Source organism: Halosolutus sp. YCN4 (assembly GCF_059736495.1).
This window is the reverse complement of record NZ_JCASSM010000001.1, coordinates 134446-154699: the sequence shown is the minus strand read 5'-3', so window position 1 is coordinate 154699 and position 20254 is coordinate 134446. Positions and strand designations below refer to the sequence as shown.

At 63.6% G+C, this 20254-nt stretch carries 14 protein-coding genes; 7 read left to right on the top strand and 7 right to left on the bottom strand.

Going from position 1 to position 20254, the window contains the following annotated elements; genetic code table 11:
• The first annotated feature begins 24 nt into the window (after positions 1-24).
• Positions 25-1395: a sulfatase family protein gene (locus tag AC6I6X_RS00775; RefSeq protein ID WP_497928612.1), complete on the top strand. Its 1371-nt coding sequence runs from the start codon at positions 25-27 to the stop codon at positions 1393-1395.
• 108 nt (positions 1396-1503) lie between these two features.
• Here the strand turns inward: AC6I6X_RS00775 and AC6I6X_RS00770 are convergent, their stop codons facing one another.
• The 3 genes from AC6I6X_RS00770 to AC6I6X_RS00760 form a co-directional block, all read right to left on the bottom strand.
• Positions 1504-2805, bottom strand: coding sequence for a sulfatase (locus tag AC6I6X_RS00770; protein WP_497929627.1), 1302 nt, complete (start codon positions 2803-2805; stop codon positions 1504-1506).
• Positions 2806-2866: 61 nt separating this feature from the next.
• Entirely contained in the window at positions 2867-4411 is a 1545-nt protein-coding gene (locus tag AC6I6X_RS00765; protein WP_497928611.1) for an alkaline phosphatase family protein, read from the bottom strand.
• Positions 4412-4435: 24 nt separating this feature from the next.
• Positions 4436-5470 carry a glycosyltransferase family 4 protein gene (locus tag AC6I6X_RS00760; protein ID WP_497928610.1) on the bottom strand — a complete coding sequence of 345 codons (1035 nt, stop codon included), beginning with the start codon at positions 5468-5470 and terminating at the stop codon, positions 4436-4438.
• 88 nt (positions 5471-5558) lie between these two features.
• Here AC6I6X_RS00760 and AC6I6X_RS00755 point away from each other — a divergent pair, with 88 nt between their 5' ends.
• The 6 genes from AC6I6X_RS00755 (at position 5559) to AC6I6X_RS00730 (ending at position 16034) form a co-directional block, all read left to right on the top strand.
• Complete coding sequence (locus AC6I6X_RS00755) at positions 5559-7163, top strand: alkaline phosphatase family protein (RefSeq protein WP_497928609.1); 1605 nt, start codon at positions 5559-5561, stop codon at positions 7161-7163.
• Positions 7164-7211: 48 nt separating this feature from the next.
• Positions 7212-8771 carry an alkaline phosphatase family protein gene (locus AC6I6X_RS00750; protein WP_497928608.1) on the top strand — a complete coding sequence of 520 codons (1560 nt, stop codon included), beginning with the start codon at positions 7212-7214 and terminating at the stop codon, positions 8769-8771.
• A 45-nt stretch (positions 8772-8816) separates the two neighbouring features.
• Complete coding sequence (locus AC6I6X_RS00745; protein ID WP_497928607.1) at positions 8817-10355, top strand: alkaline phosphatase family protein; 1539 nt, start codon at positions 8817-8819, stop codon at positions 10353-10355.
• On the top strand, positions 10352-11812 hold the full coding sequence (locus tag AC6I6X_RS00740) for an oligosaccharide flippase family protein (RefSeq protein ID WP_497928606.1): 1461 nt from the start codon (positions 10352-10354) through the stop codon (positions 11810-11812). The genes AC6I6X_RS00745 and AC6I6X_RS00740 overlap by 4 nt, the downstream gene beginning before the upstream one ends.
• A gap of 178 nt (positions 11813-11990) precedes the next feature.
• On the top strand, positions 11991-15008 hold the full coding sequence (locus AC6I6X_RS00735) for an oligosaccharyl transferase, archaeosortase A system-associated (RefSeq protein ID WP_497928605.1): 3018 nt from the start codon (positions 11991-11993) through the stop codon (positions 15006-15008).
• A 99-nt stretch (positions 15009-15107) separates the two neighbouring features.
• The gene (locus AC6I6X_RS00730) at positions 15108-16034 is read left to right on the top strand and encodes a DUF368 domain-containing protein (protein WP_497928604.1); all 927 of its coding nucleotides are present in this window, start codon (positions 15108-15110) and stop codon (positions 16032-16034) included.
• Positions 16035-16046: 12 nt separating this feature from the next.
• Here AC6I6X_RS00730 and AC6I6X_RS00725 read toward each other — a convergent pair whose 3' ends face one another.
• The 4 genes from AC6I6X_RS00725 to glpB form a co-directional block, all read right to left on the bottom strand.
• Positions 16047-16391 carry a type II toxin-antitoxin system VapC family toxin gene (locus tag AC6I6X_RS00725; RefSeq protein WP_497928603.1) on the bottom strand — a complete coding sequence of 115 codons (345 nt, stop codon included), beginning with the start codon at positions 16389-16391 and terminating at the stop codon, positions 16047-16049.
• Between the two features lie 20 nt (positions 16392-16411).
• Positions 16412-17572 carry a Cdc6/Cdc18 family protein gene (locus AC6I6X_RS00720; RefSeq protein WP_497928602.1) on the bottom strand — a complete coding sequence of 387 codons (1161 nt, stop codon included), beginning with the start codon at positions 17570-17572 and terminating at the stop codon, positions 16412-16414.
• A complete protein-coding gene (locus AC6I6X_RS00715; RefSeq protein WP_497928601.1) occupies positions 17569-18888 on the bottom strand; it encodes an anaerobic glycerol-3-phosphate dehydrogenase subunit C in 1320 nt (439 codons plus the stop codon). The genes AC6I6X_RS00720 and AC6I6X_RS00715 overlap by 4 nt, the downstream gene beginning before the upstream one ends.
• An 82-nt stretch (positions 18889-18970) precedes the next feature.
• A complete protein-coding gene (glpB, locus tag AC6I6X_RS00710) occupies positions 18971-20254 on the bottom strand; it encodes a glycerol-3-phosphate dehydrogenase subunit GlpB (RefSeq protein WP_497928600.1) in 1284 nt (427 codons plus the stop codon).

Here is a 20254-nt window from a genome sequence, read left to right as displayed (position 1 = left end):
AGGGGTGCCCAACTTCGAGTTCACATGAACATCCTCCTGGTGACCGTCGACTCGTTGCGCGCCGACCGGGTAAATTCGACTGTGATGCCGGCAACTCGGTCGTTCGCCGACGACGCCCTCGAGTTCACCGAGTGTATCGCGAACGGCCCATCGACTCCAGCCTCGTTTCCCGCCATCCACGCGAGCCGACACTTCGCGAGCATCGAGGGACTGGGACTCCCGCCCCGGAACGCCGACGACGGGATCCGGACGGTAGCCGAAACGCTCTCCGAAGCGGGATACGCGACAGCAGGCTACACTGATAATCACTTCGCCAGCGGGTCCTACCACTACGACCGCGGCTTCGATCAGATGTACGACGCCAGCGGGACGACCGAAGCGGGCCGCTTCAAACAGTTCGTGCAATCGAACCTGGACAAGGACGGCGTCCTGTTCAGAACGATCGAAACCGTCTACAACCGCGCCGACGCCGTCGTCGCCAGTGCGACCGGTAACGACAGCGAGTACGAGCGCGCAGCGTCGCTGAACGATCGCGCGCTCGAGTGGATCGACGAACAGTCCGGCGACTGGTTCACGTGGCTCCACTACATGGACGCACACCACCCCTACGAGGCCCCGGATGAGTACCAGCGACGGTTCCTCGAGGAACCGCTGTCGCTGTCGCGCTGTCGCGGCCTCTCCCGAAAGGGCACTCACCATCCCGAGGACGTGACCGACGAAGAGTGGGCGCTAATTCGATCGCTCTACGACGCCGAGTGTGCCTACGTCGACGACCAGTTCGACAGCCTGCTCGAGGCACTCGACGAGCGAAACCTGCTCGAGGAGACGGTGATCGTGTTTACGGCAGATCACGGTGAACTCGTCGGCGAGCACGGACATGCCGGCCACCCGCCCGAGTTCTGGGAAGGCGTGATTCGCGTTCCGCTCCTCGTCTCACATCCCGACAGAGACCCTGATACCGCTCACGGACAGGTCCGACTCATCGACATTCCACCGACGATCTCGGACGCGGTTGGATGCGCCGCCTTCGATGAGTGGGACGGTGAGACAGCGTTTGCGGTCGCTAACGGCGACGTCGACGCTCGAGAGTACGCGTACGGAGACGTCGGTCGGCAGATCGAGTACGGTCGATGCTGTGTCCGTCGGGCAGATGGATGGAAGTTACTGCGCCACGACGACGACGGGGAGTTCTGTTTCGACATCCGCGAGACGCCGGCGGAACTGCCCGTTGACGATCGATCTGAGGACGGACTGCCGCAGTACGACGAACTCACGCAGGCACTGGATGACCACCAGGAACGGATGCGGCGGTTGCGAGAGGGCGGATCCGTCGGCGTCGCGGAGGACGACGAAATGGTCGAAGATCACCTTCGGGACCTCGGGTACATGGAATGATCCGGTTGGTGGTATCAGACACTCTCTGCGATCCAGAGGGGACGTTCGATGGTGCGTTCCGTCGAGAAATGTTTTTTGTACGGCCAGTGCACTAACTGCGGTCAGTTCTTACTCAAGATAGCCGAGCTCCTCGAGTCGGTCGCGGGTGGCACCATCGACAGTCATCCGATCGGCCCCTTCGACGCCCGATCCGAACGAGGCGAGCACATCCTTGAGCGCGTCGGGCACCGCCTCAAGCGGTTCGCCCTCAAGATACTCATCGAGCTCAAACGCGAGCACAGTCTCGGTTTCCGGTACTGCGATCGCCTTCTGTTTATCCCGCCAGACGGCTCGCTGGTTGTATCCGTATGCCGTTTCCTCGCACAGGAGCGTCCGATCGTCCGAAATTTCGTCTACAGGTTGGCCGGCGATACCGTCGGGAAAGCCGACACCCAGCACCGAGAGGATAGTCGGAGCAACATCGACCAGCGAAACAGGGTACCCGAATCGGGTTCGTTTGATACCGGGGGCGCGCACCCAGAGTGGGACGCGTGTGACCTCTTCGAGGACGCTGTGGCCGTGGTCAGTCGCGTAGTATCCTCTCGGGTCGTCGTTCAGTTCGCGCTCGAGTTCCGGATGCTCCCAGAACGCCTCACCGTGGTCACCGCAGATGACGACGATAGTATCGTCGTCGAGGTCGGCGAGTAGCTTCGACAGGGCGTCGTCCGCTCCGCGGATCGCTGCGTCGTACGCACGGACTCGAGCATCGCGGTAGTCTTCGAACCCGCCGGAATCGGTCGTCTCCCGGTATAGCCAGTCGTCAATAGCGTCTATCTGCGGGACGCCGAACGCCTCGCGGTGTTCGTCGGGGATGTCTACCGGTGCATGTGGATCGCCGAGGTGGAGATAACAGAACCACTGGTCCCGGTCCGCCGTCCACTCGCTAGCCGCCGCTACTCGCTCGGTCGCGTCCGTGTACCGGACAGAAACGTCCTGGAAGCGATCGCCGACCGCCTTCTCCGCCATCGGAATCGACGTCACCATTCTGGTCTCGTAACCTGCGGACTCGAGAAGATCGGGAAGCATAGCGACATCAGCACGAGGGCGTTGCGGAAATTGCTCTGCCGAAAGGTTCCGTGGATCCGTCTCAAATCGCGCTCCGTGCTGGTGAGGATACCGTCCCGACAGCAGTGATGGCACCGATGGGAACGTCCACGTGCTCGGTGCTTTCGCGTTCGGGAAGGCCGCACTGTCGAACCCGTCGATCGTGGGCGTCGTTTCCCGATCGTATCCGAACCCGCTCACGTGATCGGCACGGAGACAGTCCACGACGATTACGAGGACGTTCCGGGGATTCGTCACAGACGCCTCGAACGTAACCTCCCGCTTCCGGCGCCGCAACTGGTGGTTGGCCCGGTGTTTGAACTCCATCCAGACGTTGTTTAGTTTCGGAAACCGTCTCAGCGGGTTCATCGATCGTTCCCCCTCCAAATCATTCTATATACCCCAGTTCTCGAAGCGTCTCTTCGACTTCCGGTCCGACCTCGCGTTCACTCGTCTCGATCGCAGTCGTCGGGCCTTCGAGAACGTCTCTTTCGGCCGTTTCGCCTGTCAGAATATCGGATTGAACGTCACCGTCCACGTCCTCCGGAACGGACGATTCGAGGTAGTGGAGGAGCGTCGGCGCGAGGTCGTACAGGTCGAGGTCTGCAGTCCCCGCGGCGATGTCGTCCCCCCACGCGGCGAACACGCCGGTTCGACGGTGTGTCGCGAGCCACTCTGTGGTCTCCCCGAAGACGTCGCCGCCGATCGATTCCGGCGCATCCACGCCGGTCGTGTATTCCACGAGTAGATCCGGTCCCTTGGGTCGCTCACCGGAGTACACGGACGCCGGATCGTGGACCGAAGCAACCACGGGGTCACCTGCGGGCGTTTCGAGGGCTTCGAGATCGGCAGTCAACTCCTCGACGTACCTGTCGACTGCGGCGCGGTCGGGGAACGCATCTCGATTGACGTAGATCGGTCCACGACCGAGAGAGACCGCTCTCGTGGATTCCCAGTCGATAGTGACGTCCTGTATCGCCACACGGCCGCTCTCGCTCGGAAAGAGCCGCTGGAGCGACTCGGGAACTAGCGACTGTGCGAGGTTGACCAGGCCTAGTGTGTCGACGAGGCGCTTGAGGCGTTCTTCGGTGAGACCGACCGTCGCCAGTACGTCTCGCGTTTCGGACTCCTCGATCGCGAGGTCCCCTCGCTCCAGTAACCACTGATTCACGAGGAACACCTCGTCGATCTCGGTGAACCCGTGATCGCTCATCAGTACCACCGCTTCGGTGTCGGCTCGTTCCAGTAATTCCCCGAGCAACTCGTCGATGCGTTCGTAGGCGTCACGGAGCTTTTCCGGGCGGTCCCAGAGTCGATGCTGGAGCGTGTCGGTGGCAAACAGCGTCGTGTGGACCACCTCGCAATCCTTCTGATCGGCGAGCCACGTCGCGGCCTCGAAGCGTTGCTCGAACAACGACGTCGCTTCCGCGACGAGTTCGTCGGGCGTCGCCTCGTCGAGCACCAGATCGGGCTTGACGCGATACTCGGGAATCTCGTCGAGCAGTTCCGTCTTCAGCGATTCCGGACTCGTGAACGCCTTTCGTTCGGTCGCCGGGCTGCCGGCGATCGTCAGGACACCGTCATCGGTGTTCGGTGGGTGCGTCGTCGGCATGTTGACCACTCCCGCCCGGCGGTCCTCGGCGGCGAGGACGTCCCAGTACTCGGCCGATCGAAAGTCGCTGGCGTCGTTGGCCGAGATTTCGTTGGTCCGACGATCGTAGGCGAACCACTCGTAGACGCCGAGTTTGCCGGGCGTCTTCCCGGTCGAGTAACACTTCCACGCGGGAAACGTCACCGGAGGGAGCGTGCTCTCGAGGTCGCCCGAGACGCCTTCGTCCAGTATTCGGTCGAAGGCGGGGAGGTATCCCTCCTCGATCCACGGCCGGAGAAGCGACCAGTCGGCTCCGTCGAGGCCGACAACGTAGACGGTCATGAGTAGGTAATCGCTTTCTCCGGGTTAAAGTGCTTTGAGAACCGCACGGAACGACTCCCGAAACGCATCCGTCCTCGACTCGGGATCAAATCGGGCGCCGCACTCTCGCGCACGAGCCGCGAGTTTCCGCCGATCGTCGACGTCGCGCTCGAAGTATTCCCGGATCCCGCGAGCGAGTGCGTTCATGTTCGGGTCGACGACGAGTGATCGATCGATCGCCGTGGCTTCGGAGCGCGTCCCCGCAGTCCGCGTGACGAGCGGGACGACTCCGGCGCGCATCGCCTCGAGCGTGCTGACGGGGAACGTATCCATCCGTGACGGCTGGACGAACAACGATGCGGGTGAGAACGCGTCGGCGAGGTCCTCGACGTATCCCCGGACGCGGACGCCCGACGTCTCGGCGTACGCCTCGGGATGGCCGCCTCCGACGACGTGGAGTTCGGCGTCCGGAACCGTTTCGCGAACTCGCGGCCACGCGTCAACGAGCATGTCTACGCCCTTGTACTTCCACGGACGAGCCACGGTCACCGCGACGTTCGACTCGATGTCCGGCGTCACGTCACCGAGTGCGTCGTACGTATCGGGCTGGATGAACGGGTGTGCGACCTCGATCGGCGTGTCCGCGCCGACGACGGGGCGGGTGAATTCCGCGGCGAACTCCGAAACTGCGACGACGCCGTCGATTCCGCGTCGCCCGACGGCTCGTACTGCGGGCGTTCCGAATTTCCCGATCAGCGACTTCATCGCCGAGTCGCCCTCGAAGTCGGCGTTCCCGAGCTGGTAGAGACCGTGATCGGCACAGAGGTAGACGAGTCTCCCACCGCGGGTGAACCGGTGGGCCAGCGCCGCGTACAGCGGCCGCGATCCCTCCACGAGATAGACGTCGTAGTCGGGGTAAGCGAGCCCGTTGAGTCCGTCCTCGAGGATAGACCCTTCGAGCGGACCGAGCGACAGGCGGTGGTAGTCGACGAGATCCGCGCCGATCGCCTCCGCGAACCCGAGATGTGCAGGGTGCGGATCCTGGTAGAGCATCGCCACGCGGGCGGCGTCTAGGTCCATGTTCGAGAGGGGACGGTAGCCGACCTTAAACGCTCTCCCTCGACGCCATGAGGAAGAGACTTTACCACCGCCACTTCGTATTCGAAATATGCAGACCCTCTTGGTCGGGCTCGACGCCGCCTGTTTCCCGGTGCTCCGGCCGCTGTTCGCCGACGACGAGTTACCCCACCTCGAGGCGCTGGTCGAGGACGGGACGGCAGGCCGACTCGAGTCCCAGATCCCACCGTGGACCGCGAGCGCGTGGCCCTCGCTGTACACGGGTACGAACCCCGGCAAACACGGCGTCTTCGACTTCCTGCGGTTCGACGGGTACGACTGGGACATCGTGAACGCGACCGACGTCCGCCAGCGGACTCTCTGGGAGTACGCCGACGACGACGGATTGACGAGCGTCGTAGTCAACGCCCCGGTGACGAGTCCGCCGCCCGAGATCGACGGCGCGATCGTGCCAGGGTATCTGGCCTCGGAGGACCCACAGTGTCACCCGGACGGTATTCTCGACGACATTCGCGACGCGATCGGTGACTACCGCGTCTACGCACACCGTGAGACAGACGAACGCGCTGGCCCGGAGAAGTTCGAGGACTACCTCGAACTGACGCGGATGCGCGGCGAAGCGTTTCGCTACCTCGCCGATCGGTTCGCGCCCGAGTTCGGCTTCGTCCAGTTCCAGAAGACCGACGCGGTGTTCCACGACTTCCCCGGCGATCGGGAGAAGGTCAGGCGCATCTACCGCGCGGTCGACGACCAGCTCGGTTCGATCCTCGACGATTGCGACCCCAACACCGTCGTCGTCGCCAGCGATCACGGGATGGGCGAGTACGAGGGTTACGAGTTCAGGGTCAACCAGTATCTCCGGGAGGCCGGCATCGTCGAAACGACGACGGACGGGCAAGGCGTCCCCTCGTGGTTCCAGATCAAGGACGAACAGCTGACCGAGAGCGGCGGCGGAAGTGGCTCCGGAGCGCCAGTGCTCGAGCGACTTGCCGCCGCCGCCGCCAGCGCCGGTCTGACCTACCAGCGGGGCAAAGCCATTCTCGAGCGGGTCGGACTCGCCGAATTCGTCGGCAAACACGTACCTATCGGCGCCGTGTTCGCCGCCAGCGACGCCGTTGATTTCACGGCGTCGCGAGCGTACCTGCGATCGCCGTCGGAACTCGGCGTCCGGATGAACGTCGAGGAACGGGATCCCGACGGCGTCGTTCCCGAAGACGAGTACGAGTCTACCCGCGAGGAACTCATCGCGCTCCTGTCCGAGGTTACGACCCCGGATGGAACGCCGGTCTTCGAGGAGGTCGTCCGGAGTGAAGAGTACATCCACGGACCCTACGCAGACGAAGCGGTCGACGTACTCACGATACCGAAGGACTTCCAGCACGCCCTGTCGGCCGTGGTCGGCAAACAGTTCGACGATCCCGAACCGTACAATCACAAACGAAACGGCATCGTCGCGCTCACCGGTGCGGGGATCGACACCGATACCGACCTGAAAGGCGCGCACCTGTTCGACGTCGCGCCGACCGTGCTGACGACGCTCGGTATCGCTCCCAACGAGAGGATGGACGGCGACGCCCTCCCGGCGGTGGACGCACCGACGGCGGAATCGTATCCCGAGTATAGAGTCCGCGAACAGACCGCGACCGAAGACGACGCCGTCGCGGAGCGACTTTCGGATCTCGGCTATTTGGAGTAACCAGACCGGACCACACGGCTTTTGCCGGTTGCCCACATCACGACGCACATGATCGTTCTCGGACTTGACGGCGCGACGTTCTCGCTCATCGAGCCGTGGGTGGAGTCCGGACGCCTCCCGACCTTCGAGCGGTTGCTCGAGGAGAGCGTCCACGGCGACCTGGAGAGTACGGTCCCCGAGATCACCGTTCCGGCCTGGCCGGCCTTTGCGACGGGACGGGATCCCCCCGACCTCGACATGTACGGGTTCACCCACTTCAACCGCGAGACCCGCGAGAACGACCTCAGCCACGACGAGTTCGTCCCCGGAAAGATGTGGGACGTCGTAGACGACCAGGGGGGCTCGTCGGTCGTGTTCAACATCCCGGGATCGTATCCGTGGCAGGCCATCGACGGCACCATTATTGCGGCGGCTCCCGAATACAAAGACGAGTACGCCTATCCCCCGGACCGGTGGGACGAACTGACGGATTTCGTCGACGGCTACAAACTCCGGAACGACAAACAGCCGGGATCGCGCGCGTACGTCGATCTGAGTCTCGACCTGGTCGACAAGCGTTTCGAGGCGTTCGAGCACTTCATTCGATCCGAGGATCCCGAGCTGGCAGTCGGGCTGATCCGGGCAACCGATCGCGTGGCCCACCACTACTGGGGTGCCGACAGCGTGCCGCCGGCGTCGACGGACAACCCGGTGTTCGAGGTGTACCGTCACGTCGACGATCGTCTCGGGGATTTTCTCGACAACCACGAGGACGAAGACGTGATCGTGATCAGCGATCACGGGTTCGAGAAAGTCCGCGAGAAGTTCGCGGCCAACCTCGTGCTCGAACGCGCCGGCCTCGTCTCAGTGACCGAATCGGGCGACACGACGAAGGCCGCACTCGGTGCTGCCCGCGACCTGGCCAGCAACGCACTCGGTCGTACCGGACTGCTGACGGTAGCCCGAAAGTACGTCCCAGAGAGTGCACTCACCGGCGTTCCAACTGGTGACGCACTCGGCCTCGATAACGCGCTGAGTACCGGCCGAATCGACTGGTCGGAAACGCACGCGTTAGCCGACGTTGGCCAGAAGACGACGATGATATACGCCCTGTCGGACGATCCCGCCGAGATCGATCGGATTTGCGACGACGCCGAGGACGCGCTTTACGAAGCGGCTGTCAGCGAGAATCTCGAGGTTCGTTTCATTCGACTCGATCGGGGAGGGCCGCACACGCCGGATCTCTGTATGGTCATCGAAACACCGGAGGTTCACGCCTCCTCTCGGTTCGACGTCGACGAGGCGCTGTTTGAGGTCGACACCAGTGGCCACGCTCGAGAAGGGATTCTTCTCGCACGTGGACCTTCATTCCGCGATGGTTCCGTCGAAGGTGCCGAACTCACTGACATCGCCCCGACGGTTCTTCACGCGCTTGGCTACCAAGTACCGGCATCAATGTCCGGAGATGTCCTGAACGTTTTCGCACCTGATGTCGATCCTTCCGAACGCGAACCCGAGAACTACGAGTTCATCGGATCCGATGCCGTTACCACTGGCGGAGTTTCCAGTGACGAGGAGCAAGAAGACGTCGTCAAGGACCGCCTTCGAGAGCTCGGATATCTCGAGTGACTGGACCGACAGATTGATGCCCCGATTTTCACTCCACTACTAACAATGGATCTGCTCGTTATCGGTCTTGACGGCCTCTCGACGAACATGTTGGAGAGGTTTGATATCGAACCAGAATACATCTCTAGCGTTATTGAAGAAGGGGCCTCGGGGAACCTGATGAGCGTCGACACGCCGACGACCCTGCCGGCGTGGACATCGTTCGCGACTGGGAAAGATCCTGGATCGCATGGACTCACCAACATGATCCAGCAGTCGCCCGATTATGAGACGAGTCCACTCCAAGCAAACACGACTGACGCCGCTGCATACGACTTCATCGACGACGCAATGTTCATCAATCTCCCCGCATCCGTCAGCCGTGTCCCCGCCGCCGAGAACACGCATCTCGTTTCGGCGATGCTCGCCGAAGACGAGTATGACGCGGTTCCAACCGAGTTACAGGATCTCGACGCGTTCGACGACTACGTTCTCGATCATGATAAATCCCTTAAAAAGGATCCGGACATGTACTTTGATCACGTCTGCGAGATTACCCAAGCGCGCCGTGACTTTGCGGCAGAAGCGTTCGATACCTACCACCCGCAACTCGGGTTCGTTCTGTTCTCGACGCCAGACTGGGCAGGGCACCTCCTCTCGAACTTCTCTGACGACGAAACCCGAGGACGGTACTACGAGCAGTTGTTGAACGTCGTCAACGAGTGTACTGCCGACCTCGCGGGGCGGGCGGACAATGTGATTTTAATGAGCGATCACGGCTTCGAGCGGAAACACACTAACGTCCACATTAACGATTTCCTCCAAGCCGAAGGCTATCTCCGGGAGACTGCCTCATCAATCACACCGTCTTCGCTGGCAGTCACTGTGGCCAAATCGCTTGGCAAACGTTCGTCATTTCTCTACGAAAAGATCCGACAGGCATACAATTACATCATCGCGACCGATATCGGACAGAACTTGCAGGAAGCGGCCCAACCGAACATCGATTACTCGAACTCCGAGGCATGGCAGCTCCGGTACGGCTGCGTGTACGTCAACGACGATCGGTTTGACCACCCCACGGTTGAAGATCCGAACGCACTCCGACGGCGACTGCGTGATGACCTCGCTGCACTCTCCGACGATGACGGGACACCGCTGTTCCGCGATGTCCTTCTCCCCGAGGAAGCGTACGCTGATCCCGGAACGTGGGCACCGGATGTGATCGCGCGACCGGCATCCGGCTGTTACCCGACAATGCTCGAATCGCCGACAGGAGGTTACGCCAGTGAAACCAACAACTACAACCATCGCTACCAGGGCATCTTCGCCGCGATCGGTCCCCTATTCGCAGCGAATCAGCGAATCGATGACGTATCGATCGTCGATGTCCTTCCATCAGTGATGGCGGCTCTTGGAGTTCCGCTCTCGCCGGAGTTCGACGGCAACGTGATCCGGACCGCGTTCGCCGACGATATGACCATCAATTACCTGGACGCGGACGAGGTACCAACGCCCCGAACGCGGAGCACGAGCGAAACCAATCAGTTAGACCGCGACGAGGTGGTTGAAGAACGCCTCGCGGATCTTGGCTATCTCGAATGAAAGGACAAAAACGGACGACTGAGCTCAGCCTCGGCCGCGAGACCGCAGTGGCGATGGGAGCCAAGTTTCTCTTGGCGGCAACTGGGTTTATCGGCGTCGTGGTGTTTGCACGGGTTCTTGGCGCCGAGGGCATCGGCAAGTACTACTTCTTGCTCGCCATCGCGAAGCTCACCGTCCAGATCCCGGGCGGGATCAGCGAAGCGGTTAAAAAGCGTGTTAGCGAGGTCAACACCGATCCGTCAGAGTTCTTCGGCCTCGGCCTCATCACCGTCGTCATGTTCACGGTACTCACGCTCGTCGTAACCAGTGTGGGGTATCCGTTCCTACAGGATCAGATCGGTCCATTCGTGTTCGCGATTGGTCTCGTCAGCATCATCGGCTCGCTCGGTCTGTTCTCGCTCACAAATCGCCTGTACGCCGGCATTGGGCATCCAGGAGCGTCATTCTGGACCGACACGATCAGGAGCATTGCCACGCTCGTGTTACAGGTCGCGTTACTGGTCGCAGGACTGCACGTTCTCGGTCTGATGTTCGGTCTCGTCGCCGCAACCCTGTTGACGTCCATCGGAGTAGTCGCGGTCGCGAAGGTCCGCCCGCGTTTCCCAACTCGAGAGACGATGGATAGCACTTGGCGGTTTGCCCGGTGGAGCATTCCCAATTCTCTGACACAGAACACCTACATGCGACTTGATGTTCTCATCCTGGGGGTTATCGTCAGTAACGCGGCTGTCGGGTACTACGAACCGGCGATGCGGCTGACCATCCCCGCAACGTTTGTAGCTGCGAGCATTGGCGACTCCCTGACAGTAAAAGCCAGCGGACTGAATTCGCTCGATCGGAACGTCGCGGCCGACCTGCGTAACGCCCTTTCGTATACGTGTCTCTTTGCCATTCCGATCTTCTTCGGTGCGCTTGCGATCCCAGAACCATTGATGGTGGTCGTGTTTGGTCCCGAGTACCGTCCCGGCTGGATCGCGCTCGTCGGACTTGCCGTCTTCCAACTGTTCAATACCTACCGCCTGCCGTTCGACAGCGTCGTCGACGGCATGAACCGACCCGACATCCGATTCCGAATCAGTCTCTTCACGCTTATAATCAACCTTCCGCTGGCATTCGCCCTTGGATTGGAGTACGGTCTCGCAGGTGTTGTTGCGGCAACTATCGTCGCCGAAGCGGTTAGAGTGCTCACGTACTTATTCGTCGCATACCAGTTGTTCGACGAAATGTTACTTCCGCGACCGGTGTTTGAACAGTTCGGGGCAGGAGTTGTCATGTTCCTAGTAGTCCTCGCACTCTCTCGAGCGTTTTCGATCAGTGATCCAGTATCGCTCGTCACCATCGTCGGTTCGGGTGCCATCGTGTACTTCGCCGTGTTACTCACCATCAGTTCGCACTTCCGACTTACGCTCCAGAACGTCCTTGCAGACATTGGAATCCCATCCCCCCTTGAGATCTAGTTGCTGTTCGTCTCCGCGACCCCGCCGATCGATTCTCGATCAATGATGGTAGGTGAGCCACCAAACAAGTAGCCAGTCCTGAAACTATCTGTCAGTTGGATATACCCAGATACCGGATGTCAAAATCACTACGCGTATATAACAAGACTTATTCTTGACTTGGGTCTCGTGCAATGCAATGAGTACGGACACCGAACGCGTCGAGGAGGGGACGAAAACGACCATCCTCGAGACGTGGCGAGAGTGGTATCACATCCCCGTCGTTGGGGCTGTGATGCTGTTTATGTTCTGGGCGCGGACCCAATCTTACAGCGAGTTCGTGACCGAAGACGGAACGCCCGCCCTCGCAGGCGTCGACTCGTGGTATCACTGGCGATCGATCCAGTGGACCGCGGAGAACTACCCGCACACGATGCCGTACGAGGTCTGGACCGGCTTCCCGACTGGAAACTATGTGGGCCAGTTCGGGACGCTCTTCGATCAACTGATCGTCACCGTCGCGATGATCGTCGGTCTCGGCGATCCGTCGCCCGAGACCCTGTACATGGTCTCCCTGCTTGCCATTCCGGCCATGGCCGCCCTCGTCGCCGTCCCCGTCTTCTACGCGGGTCGGCGACTCGGCGGCACGATCGGCGGCATCGTCTCCGTCATCGTCCTCGCGCTCGCGCCCGGCCAGTTCTTCGTGCGATCGACTGTCGGCCAGCTCGACCACCACGTCGGCGAGGTCCTGTTCATGGCGATCGCGGTCGTCGCGATGATGGTCGCGCTTCGCGTCGCCGAAGCAGAAAAGCCAATCTACGAACTGGTCGCCGACAGGGACTGGGACGCCCTCCGCAGGCCGGCCATCTACAGTGCCCTCGCGGGACTCGCACTCGCACTGTACATCTGGGTCTGGCCGGCGGCGATCGTCCTCGTCGGCATCTTTGGCGTCTTCTTCGCCGTCCAGCTCTCTCTGGACTACGTTCGCGGCGTCTCGCCGGACCACGTCGCGTTCGTCGGCGCAGTCAGTCTCGGCGTTACGGCGATCGTGACGACGCTCTTGATCGAACAATCGGGCTTCAACACGACGAGTTTCAGTTATCTCCAGCCGCTCACCGCGTTCCTCGTCGCCGCCGGCTGTGTCTTCATGGCATGGCTCGCCCGCGAGTGGAACACCCGTAATCTTGAACGCCGGTACTACCCGGCCGCGATCGCTGGCATCATCGTCGCGGTGTTCGCCGTCATGTGGCTCGCTCTCCCCGACCTCTACAGTACGCTCGTCGGGAACCTCACGAGCCGACTGCTCCCGCTTAACCCGGGTAGGGGAACGCTGACGATCCAGGAAGCTCAGCCGCCGGAGAACTTCCTCTCGGAGTACGCGTTCGAGGAGTTCGGCGCGGCCTTCTACACGATGCTCGCCGGCCTCGCCCTCCTCGTCGCGCGGCCGTTCCTCGGCCGCGAGTTCCGCGCGGAGTACACCCTGATCGTCGTCTGGTCGCTGTTCCTGCTCAGCATGGCCGCGACGCAGATCCGCTTCGCGTACTATCTCGTGCTCGCGGTTGCGGTCGTCAACGCCGTCTTCGTCGCCGACGTCGTGCGGATCTTCAACCTCGACGTCCAGGGCGGCGTCGACTCCCTTCGGCAGATCGAAACCTACCAGGTGATCATCCTGTTCATGGTCGTCCTCTTGCTATTCGCGCCGCTGCTCCCGCCGCTCGCCAGCGCGGGGGTCGTCGAGCGCGGCGACAGTACCGGACCCCACGGCGATGCCATGACCTGGGAGCAGTCGAACCACTGGCTCGAGGAGAACACTCCTCAGCCGGGGAACTACGGCGACGCTGAGAACGCCGACGAACTCGACTACTACGGCACCTACGATCCCGAAAACGGGGACTACGACTACCCCGAGGGGGCCTACGGCGTAATGTCGTGGTGGGACTACGGCCACCTGATAACGACTCAGAGCGAGCGGATCCCCCACTCGAACCCGTTCCAGCAGAACGCGCGCTCCTCCTCGGCGTACCTCACCGCCGAGTCCGAAGCGGAAGGGGAGCTGGTCCTCGACGCGATCGCCTCTGACGCGGACGTCGACTGGCAGAACTACGACCAGGAAGCCCTCGAGTCGAGCGTCGCCGAGTCCGACGGGAGCGGCGAGGAGATCCGGTACGTGATGGTCGACGACCAGATGGTCGGGGGGAAGTTCAGCGCGATCACCCAGTGGACCGGCCCCGATCGCGGCCACTACGTGACGCCCGACGGCTACGGGGAGGGCGATCAGATCCCGGTGTCGGCGCTCGAGAACGCGTCCACCGACGCGCCGTACCACGACACGATGCAGTCCCGGCTGTACTTCGACGACGCCAGCGGGATGGAACACTACCGGCTCGTCCACGAGAACGACGATTACGTGATGGCGTTCACGAGTTACGCGATCGTCAATAACCAGACCGGCAACGTCCTGACTGAGGACCTCGGAACCGCGATCGATCGCATGGTCCAGCAGCAGGGTGAGGACGAGGTCGAAGCCCCGGAAGACACCGCGTGGGAGCCCCAGATATACATGAACCAGCGGGGTGGCCCGCAGCAGATCCAGCAACGGTACAGCTTCCTCCAGCAGATCCCGCAGCTCGAACTCCAGATCTTCGACGTGCGCCAGGCCGCCGCGATCAAGACCTACGAGCGCGTCGAGGGCGCGACGCTGACCGGCACCGTCGAGGACGAACACCTCCGGGACGGGAACGCGACGGTCCGGGCGACGGTCGAACTCGATCGGAACTCGAAACTGGACTCGCTCACGTACGAGCAGACCGCGACGGTCCAGGAGGACGGCAGCTTCGAGATGACCGTCCCGTACGCGACCGACGACGAACTCGGCGTCGAGGACGGCGCCACGAACAGCGACGTCGAGGCGAACGGCTCGTACTCTCTCTCCGTCGTCGGCCCGCACCCCGAGCAGGACCTGACCGGCGTGCAGTACGAGGGCCAGACCGAGGTCCCCGAGACGGCGGTCGTCGACGGTGAGACGATCGACGTCGACCTCGAGAACGTCGAGTTCGAGGAAGTCGATCCGGGCAACGAGTCCGACGGCAACGAGACCGACGCCGGCAACGAAACCGGCGACGACGGGACCGCAGGCAACGAGACGGGAGACGACGAGACGCAGACGAACGAGACGGCCGGATCGATCGCCCCGATCGCTGCCGAACCCGCGCACTGACCGCCGGTTTCCGGCCGCCGGAGCGCTCGCGAATCGACCGATGGCCGCGCGGTCCGAAAGTGAGAAGGCTTTTACCGGCATTCGGAATAGCAACGAGCGATGCGGGAACTTCTCGCCGTCTACCTCAAGGGATTCTCGATGGGTTCAGCGGACGTCGTCCCGGGCGTCTCCGGGGCGACCATCGCGCTCATCGTCGGCATCTACGATCGACTGATCGCCGCGATCACGGCGATCGATCCGCGCCGCTTCGATTCGATCCTTCGTCTCCACGAACCGGAAGGCAGGGCGGCTCTCCGGGAGGAGATCGAACGTATCGACGCGCCGTTCTTGCTCGCGCTGGGGCTCGGCATCGCGACGGCGATCGTGGTGCTCTCGCGGCTCATGCACGAGGCGGTGACGGCGTACCCGGTGCCGACGTACGGTTTCTTCTTCGGGCTGATCGCGGCGTCGGCGATCGTCCTCTACGGCGAGGTCGAAACCTGGACCGGCCCGCGAGTGGCGGTCTCGATCGCCGGGATCGCGATCGCGGCGGCCGTGACGGGTGTCACGGCGGGCAATATACCCCACGGGTTACCGATACTCCTTCTCGCCGGCGCGATCGCGATCTGTGCGATGGTGTTGCCGGGCGTCTCGGGTTCGTTCTTCCTACTGGTGCTCGGCCAGTACGAGTACATGATCGGGACGCTCAGCCGGTTCGTCGACGGGATCGTCGGCCTGGCGAACGGCGGATCGCTGACGCCAGTGATCGAGGCGGGGACGATCGTCGTGGTCTTCGGTATCGGAGCCGCCATCGGCCTGTTCACGATGGCCCACGCGGTCAGTCGCGCGCTCGATCGGTACCGGGCCGCGACGCTCGCTTTCCTCGTGAGCCTGATGGTCGGCGCGCTCCGACTCCCCGTGACGGAAGTCTACACGAACCTCGGCGACACGACGGCGAATTCGCCGGGAGCCGCGGTGCTTGCCGCGCTCGTCGGGACCGTCGCAGTGCTGGTCGTCGATCGGTACACGGACGATCTGGAGTACTAGAACCGCCCGTCGTCATTCGGAGACCGAGTGGAATTCGGAGAGGATCTCGTCGGGGACGGGGTTCCGGTACTCGAACGGTTCGTCCGCGCACAGCGCCTCGAAATCCCGATCGGTGGCGAGAAGCACGTCGGCATCCGCCTCCCGCGCGACGGCGACGTAAAAGCAGTCGTAGACGTCGTGATTCTTTGCGGCGCTAATCTCGTAGCCGTCGAGGATGGTCTGCGGTGTCACGTCGACGGGTTCCATCGGATACCGGAGCAGCGAACGAACGGCGTTCCGCGCATCGGCCGTCGGAACGTCGAGACGACACCGACTGCGAGAGTTGCCGTGGAAAATCTCGCGTCTCGGTCGTCTCACCAGCGGAACCAGCGGGAAAACTACGCCGAATCGTCTGCGGCCGGCCCGAGCGATCGGAACGCGATCGTCGGAAATCGCGGTTCGACCGTGCTGGGGCGGCGACCGCTCCCGCTCGAGGGGAGCGGGACACGCTCGATCACGCCGCGATCGGCGAGTTCGTAGAGGAAGCGTTTGACGGTGCCCGCCGTCAGCGAGGACCGCTCGGCGATTTCGGCCGCGACCTCGCGGATCGACCGGTCGGCCGAGTCGACGGTGACGAGATCGAGCAGGACCCGCTGGCGGGTCTCAGAGAGCGCGAGCGCCCGATCGACGTGGACGCCGTTTTCGGGGACGTCGGCTTTCGCCGTCTCGAGGTGGTGAGACTCGATTCGGTCGCGTCCCTCCTCGCTCGCGAGCACGGCGGCCCCGAACAGCGCCGCGAGCGCGTCGTGGGCGTTCCCGTCGGCCCAGACGGCCAGGTCACGAACTGATTCGTGGTCGAGCGCGCCCGCGGCCAGTCCGGTGGAGGCCCGGTCGGTGACGACGTCGACCAGTTCGTGGTGCCGGTAGGCCGGCACCGTGACGGTCGGTCCCTGCCAGTCGTCGGGTTCGGTCTGGCCGACGGCCATCGTCGAGACGCTGTCGCCCGCCGGTTCGAGCAGTTCGCGGACCCGATCGTAGCCGAGCGTCTCCGGTTCGTCGTGGTGGTCGATCGCGACGACTGCGCGCCGATCGGGTCGGGAGAGTCGGTCACAGAGCCGTTCGCGGAGTTCGTCGGTGCCGACGCCGCTCTCGGGAACGGGCTCGCTCGAGACGACCGAGAGGACGGCCCGGTAGAAGGCGAACGGACTGTCGACGCGGCGCGCGTCGGCGTAGACGAACCACGTCACCGGACCGGGGCTGCCGGCCCGCGTCGTCGTGCCGATCGTGCGCGACGATTCGCCGAGGCGGTCGTTCATCGCGTCGAACAGCGCGGTCACGATCGCGGACGTGCCGGCACCCGCCGGGCCGACGACCGCGACCGGTTCCGGGAGGTCGCCGTCGAACACGGGTTCGAGTTCGTCCAGCAGTTGCTCGAGAACGGGGCCGCGCCCGATCGGTTGCGATCGGTGGACGACCGGACTGAGGTGGTCCCGGTCGACGACGACGTCCCGACCCTGGTGTGCAGACCGTCGGCGAGCGATCCGTTCCTGCAAGTTCATTCCTGCGACCCAGCTCCGACGAGGGCGTCCTCGAGCACTTCGAGGGTGTGCGTGATCTCGTAGCCCGTTCCGTGTTCCATCTGCATCGAGCAGGTCGGACACTCCGTGAGGCCGGTCGCTGCGTCGGCGTCTTCCATGTGCTCGAACATTTCCGCCCCGATTTTCATGGATGTTTCGTAATTCTCCGCCTTCCAGCCGTACGTGCCGGAGATACCCGAACAGGAGTCGCCGACGTCCGTCGCGTCGACGCCGTCGATGCGGTCCATGATCTCGATCGTCTGGCCGTCCAGTCCCTGGTTGCGCGAGTGACACGGCGCGTGGTAGGCGAAGTTCTCGTCCTCGACGGACGTCCCCTCGAGCGCGCGCTCTAAGTCCTCGTGGACGCGGAGGTACTCGACGGCGTCCCACGTGTTCTCGGCGAGGGTCTCGGTCCCCTCGAAGTCGAACAGTTCGGGATACTCCTGGCGGAGCGACATCGAACAGGAGCTACAGGAGGCGACGACGTCGGCGCCGTCCGCGATCGCGGCCCCGAGTTCGCGGACGTTCGTCTCGGCCGCGCGGCGAGCGTCGTCTAGCATCCCGTTCGCGAACATCGGCGTCCCGGAACAGGACTGTTCGGGGACCATGATCTCGTAGCCGAAGTGCTCGTAGACGCGCACGAGCGCCTTCGCGACCTCGGGGGTGTTGTAGTTCGAGTAACAGCCGTGGAAGTAGGCGATGCGCTTGTCGGGGTTTTCGACCTGGGCACCACCGCGCTTCGTCCACCAGCTGCGGAAGGTCTCGGTCGCGAAGGCGGGGAAGTCCCGCTCGCTCGTGACGCCGAGCAGTTTCTCGCCCAGCCACTTGGTGACCGACAGCCCCATCACGAAGTTGGCCGTGCGCGGGAACGTCGCGGCCAGCGGCGCGAGTTTCCGGTAGTTCGCGAGCATCCGGTTCCGGAGGTACTCCCGGGAGAACGTGCTCATGTGTTCGTCGACGTACTCGCCCCGGGCCGTGTTGTGCATCTGCGACAGGGGGACCTCCGAGGGGCAGGCGCTGTCACAGCGCATGCAGTTCGAACACTTCATCACCGAGTCGTCGATGTCGTGGTCGTCCTGGCGCTTGAGCCGCCACTGCTCCGGTCCCTGGAACTTCGGCCCCGGGAACTCGTCGTCGACTTCGGCGACCGGACAGTTCGTGTCGCAGGTCGAGCACTTGTAGCAGTTGTCCGCCCCCGGTCGCAGGTCCATCTCCTCGGCCTCGGGGAACACCTGGATCGGTTCGAACTCGTCGTCGCCCGGTACGTGGTCGTCCGTCGGCTGTTCTGCGTCACTCATCGAATCACCTGAATCAGTCGCGCTGGTCGTCGATCGATTGGGTCGGTCGTCTCGTCAGTCGTCACGGTCGGCTCGATCATCGTCAGTCACCGCCCTCCGTACCGGCACGCCGGCCGGCCGCGTAGCCCGTCGCGAGCGACACGCCGGCGCCGGACTTCTCCGCGGCGTAGTCGTAGCCGCCGAGCACCGCGCCGGCCGCGCGGAGGTTCGCGAACTCGGGTTCGTCGTCCGCGTCGAGCGGTCGGAGGTCCCGATCGGTGGCGAGTCCGAACTGCGCGTAGGGCTGGTCGCCGAAGACGTCGTCGACGAACCAGTCGTACCGGTCCGCGGCGTGGGCCACGTGGCAGTCGAAGATCGGTTCGAACACCCGTTCGCGCTCCGATCGGACGCCTTTGCCGACGAGTCCGCCCGTCGCGAGCACGTACTGGTCGGCGCGGTGGGGAATCTCCGCCCCGTGGCGGTCGACGACGACGTGGTCGATCCGACCGTGCCCGTTCGTCTCGTAGTCGATCACGGGCACGCCCGACGTGACCGCCACGCCCGCGTCCTCGAGCGCGTCGTACAGCAGTTCCTCGAGGCGCATCCCCGGGAGGCTCGGCGGCCCCATCGGCACCTCGAACACGTCGGCACCGATCGCGTCCGCGAGGTCGGCCCGGACCGCGTCGGCGTGTTCGTCGCCGAGGACGGCGGGGAAACCGACCCGCGGCTCACCGTCGAGGTGTGCACGAACCGCGTCCGCGAGCGCCTCGCGGGCGGTCGTCCCGGCAGCCGTCTCGACCGTCTCGTCCTGGTCGAGCAGGTGGGCGTACCGCGTCACCTTCGCGTCGTCCCGTCGAATGCCGGGGAACGAGAGCGTCACGCCGCGGGTCTCGAACGGCGCGCCCGCGGCCGCGAGGTGGGCCGCGGCTAGCGGCGCCTCGAAGTCGGGCAGCGTCTCGAACCCGACCAGTAGCGCGTCTCGCGGATCGCTCGCCAGCCCGGCGGCGGTCGAGACCGGGTAGCGAGCGGTCGGTTTGACGGTGCCGCCATGGGTCGGGACGAGCGCGTTCGCGTCCGTGTGCCCGCCGGCGTACGCCTCACCCGCGACGTCGTCGAAGAACGACAGCGCGTCGCGAACCGTCTCCGCGCCGACGCGTTCGTAGGGATGGCCCTCGGGGAGCTCGGAGAGCGCGTCGAACGGATCGACCAGCGGCCCGTCGCCGTCCGGCGTGTAGCCGAGGATATCGACCAGGCCGCTGGCGTGGCGGAGGGTGCTCTGCTTGTAGGTGACCAGCCGCACGCGGGCGTCGCGTTCCGCCGCGGCCAGCGCCGCCGTCGCGCCCGCAACGCCGCCGCCGATCACGAGGACGTCGTCTTCGATCGCCAT